We start from the raw sequence: 3,066 nt of genomic DNA on the forward strand, positions 1-3,066 counted from the left end.
GGGGTGCCCCCCCCCCCCCCCCGGGGGGTCCCTCGCCCCCGGGGGGGGGGCCGATTCAGCGGCCGAGCGTCTGATAGACGGTGAACCCCACCGCGATGACGGCGGCGAGGCCGGTCACCATCCGCATCGGCCAGCGGTCCCGCTCCAGCGCGTCCAACCGCTGCTCGTGATCGTCCAAGGTCTTGTCCGTCTGTTCGCCGCGCTGCACCAGGAGCGCGAGCTGGCCGTCGACCCGCGTGAACCCCACCTCCACGGTCCGCCGGAGTTCGGCCAACTCGTGTGCGATCGACTCCGGCGGCGTCATCAGCTCCCCCGGGTGCTCTCGGTCAGGCCCGGTCCGTCGGCGTCGCCGGTGGCGAGCGCGGTGAGGATGGTGAGGACGCCGGCGGACGCGCCGAGCGCGAGGCCCTGGCCCCAGTCGACCGCCAGGACGCCGGTGGTGTCGAGGCCGAGGGTGGCGACGAGCGTCTGGGCGACGGTGCGGCTGGTGCGCTCGCCGGTGGCCTTCCAGAAGGCGGCAGTGAACATGGGCTACTCCTTGACCTCGAAGCCGCGGCGGGCGCCGAGCTTGGTGAGACTGCTGTTGCCGGGGATGCCGTCGGCGTTCTTGCCGGTGTAGCCGCAGCGCTGCTGCCACAGGCCGTACGCCGCGATGGTGGCTGTGCCGAAGTGCCCGTCCGCCAGGGAGGCAGCGAGCAGTCCCTCGGCGACCAGGGCGTTCTCCACCGTCTTAACGCCCGAGTAGCTCACGGGCGTACCGGACTTCGGCGGGTCCGCTTTCGCCGCGGCGATGAGCTGGGACAGGTCGACCACCGGCCGGGCCGGTGTGCTGGGCGTCGACGGGGCACTCGGTGCCGGTGTGTTCGGCTCGTCGCTGCCGAGCCGGGCGGCGATCCGCTCCCGCATCGAGGCCATGGTGAAGCCGCGCGGGTCGATCTTCCCCGGCTGCCACTCCAGGTGGCCGATCACAGATTGCTCGGTCCAGCCGTGCGCACGGCAGACTGCTGCTGCCGCCTTCTCGATCGCGAGCAGCTGCGCGGCGGGCCAGGGATCCTTGCCGTCGCCGAGGTTCTCGCACTCGAAGCCGTAGAAATGCGTGTTGCCGTCGGTGTTCGCCTCGTTGTCGGCCGGGACGGCTGTCTCGGCGATGACCGCCTTGAGGACGTCGTCGTCGCCGGATCCGGCGTGGTTGGCGCGGCCGTGGCCGACGAGGTGGACGGTGCCGTCCTTGGTGATGACGCCGTGGCAGAGCGGGCCGGGCAGCTCTGTGTACCCGTCCCGGCAGATCGCTACGGTGGCGGCGCTGCCCTTGGTGACGGTGTGGTGGATCATCACGCCGTGCACCGGCCCCCACGGGCCCTTGCTGTTGCGGTTGTGGGTCTTCCAGTTGCCGACCTCGACGACCTTCACGCCCTCGTTGCGGAGTGCGGTGAGGAGGGCGGTGGCGGACAGGGGGCTAGCCATTGTGGTTCGCCCCCTCGTCTGCGGCGTCGTCCAGGGCGGCGAGGAGGACGCAGCAGTCCTTCGCCTCGCGGATCTTGCGGATCGCCGCGGTGAGTTCGGGGTCGTCGGGGAGGATGCGCAGCATCTGGGCGACCAGCTCGTGGAACGGCTTGCTGACGGTCCGGAGGCTGTGCGGGAGATGGTCGTAGGCCAGGCCGCGTACGGCCTGGACGGTGCTCGGGTGGCGTCCTGCGGTATCCATGGGCCCTCCAGGGCATGCGAAACGCCCCGGCCTGGAGGCTCGGGGCGTGGGGTGGTGGATAGGGGCTACGCGGGTTCGTACAGCACCCACGCCACCGTGGAGGTGTCCGTGTTGCTGCTCGATGTGATCGTGAACGAGGTGCCCGCAGCCTTGGTGGCGGACAGGTGGCCGAGGGTGCCGCCCGCCGCCTGCCGGAAGGTGGTCACGCGGGTGTTCGCGGTGACCGAGGTGTTGGCCACGGTCACGGTGCCCCCGACCAGCGTGCTGACGCCCATGCGGGCGTTGGTGCCTTCGGCGATGGCGATGCCCCCGCCGGCCGCGCCGAGGTTGAGGGCCTTGGCCTGGCCCGCCCAGATGTTCCACTGGCCGGCCGACTGCCCGGAGGCGAGCGCGGCGTAGCCGCCGACGTTGAGGTTGCCGCCGACGTCGACCGGCGCGGCGAAGGCATCTGCGGGCGCCGCCGTGGTGCCAGTGCGTTCGCCGATGTTGAGGCCGCGCCGGAGCACGGTGTTGCCGCCGCCATCGGACCAGCCCGCGGTCGCGGCGTGCAGGAACCCTGAGTCGACGGAGACGTACGCGCTGTCCTCCACCCGTACGCCGTACTGCGGCGAGTTGGTCTGGGTGCCGTTGTCGTCCACGCCGGGGTAGCAGGTGACCATCCCGACGATCACCGGCACGCCCGCGGTGTCGACCTTGAGGCCGGCGTAGCCGCCGCCGCCCGCGCCGAGATTGCGGCCGTCGCGGCGGGTGTGCAGGTTGTCGATCTGGATCGGCGGGTTCCCGGTCGCGTCGACCAGGACGCCGTTGGCGCCGTTACGGTCCGTCGAGCAGTCCCCGAGCAGCATGCCGCCGGAACCGGTACCGGTCGCCCAGTTCCCCGTGACGTGCACGCCGTTGCCGACGTTCCACTCGGCACGGCATCCGATCATCTGGCTGTTGGCCGCGTTGGCGATCTCGAAACCGTTCGCCCCGCAGCCGATCGCCTGGCAGTCCACAAAGGTGATGTCGGTCATCACCTCCAGCGCGAAGCCGTGCCAGCCGACATTGTCGACCATCACCCGGTGCAGCCGCCACGAGTACGGGAAGAACCCGCCGTTGGCCTCGGTGTGCACGCCCGCGCCGGTAACCCGGCGGATCGTCACGTCCCTCAACGCGACGTTCTGGATGTTGCCCGCGGCCCGGATCCCGTCGATGCCCGGGGTCTCCAGATCCTGCCCGTCGATCATCACGTTGAGGATGCGGTGCTCGGCGCTGATGGTGGAGTATCCGCCGTCGATCTCGTCGAGGAACGAGATGACGGCGTCGCCTGCGAAGGATGCGAGGGGCCGGATGTAGCAGGGCGGATCGGTGAGGTCGACGAC

At 70.9% G+C, this 3,066-nt stretch carries 5 protein-coding genes; all 5 read right to left on the reverse strand.

Going from position 1 to position 3,066, the window contains the following annotated elements; all coding sequences use genetic code 11:
- Positions 1 to 55: 55 nt before the first annotated feature.
- Positions 56 to 304 (reverse strand): hypothetical protein, encoded by a 249-nt coding sequence (locus ACFXAZ_RS38970; protein WP_384601678.1) that lies wholly within the window; start codon positions 302 to 304, stop codon positions 56 to 58.
- The gene (locus ACFXAZ_RS38975) at positions 304 to 528 is read right to left on the reverse strand and encodes a holin (RefSeq protein ID WP_384601681.1); all 225 of its coding nucleotides are present in this window, start codon (positions 526 to 528) and stop codon (positions 304 to 306) included. The genes ACFXAZ_RS38970 and ACFXAZ_RS38975 overlap by 1 nt, the downstream gene beginning before the upstream one ends.
- A gap of 3 nt (positions 529 to 531) precedes the next feature.
- Positions 532 to 1,464, reverse strand: coding sequence for an N-acetylmuramoyl-L-alanine amidase (locus tag ACFXAZ_RS38980; RefSeq protein WP_384601685.1), 933 nt, complete (start codon positions 1,462 to 1,464; stop codon positions 532 to 534).
- Positions 1,457 to 1,705 (reverse strand): hypothetical protein, encoded by a 249-nt coding sequence (locus tag ACFXAZ_RS38985; protein WP_384601688.1) that lies wholly within the window; start codon positions 1,703 to 1,705, stop codon positions 1,457 to 1,459. Before ACFXAZ_RS38985 ends, ACFXAZ_RS38980 begins: the two co-directional genes overlap by 8 nt.
- 65 nt (positions 1,706 to 1,770) lie before the next feature.
- Positions 1,771 to 3,066: right-handed parallel beta-helix repeat-containing protein (locus tag ACFXAZ_RS38990; RefSeq protein WP_384601690.1), on the reverse strand; the 1,296-nt coding region annotated here is incomplete at its 5' end.

Source organism: Streptomyces sp. NPDC059477 (assembly GCF_042749375.1).
Classification (GTDB): Bacteria; Actinomycetota; Actinomycetes; order Streptomycetales; family Streptomycetaceae; genus Streptomyces.

Coding starts and splice junctions, on each gene's coding strand:
- ACFXAZ_RS38970 (WP_384601678.1), bottom strand. CDS start 304: ATGACGCCGCCGGAGTCGATCGCACACGAGTTGGCCGAACTCCGGCGG.
- ACFXAZ_RS38975 (WP_384601681.1), bottom strand. CDS start 528: ATGTTCACTGCCGCCTTCTGGAAGGCCACCGGCGAGCGCACCAGCCGC.
- ACFXAZ_RS38980 (WP_384601685.1), bottom strand. CDS start 1,464: ATGGCTAGCCCCCTGTCCGCCACCGCCCTCCTCACCGCACTCCGCAAC.
- ACFXAZ_RS38985 (WP_384601688.1), bottom strand. CDS start 1,705: ATGGATACCGCAGGACGCCACCCGAGCACCGTCCAGGCCGTACGCGGC.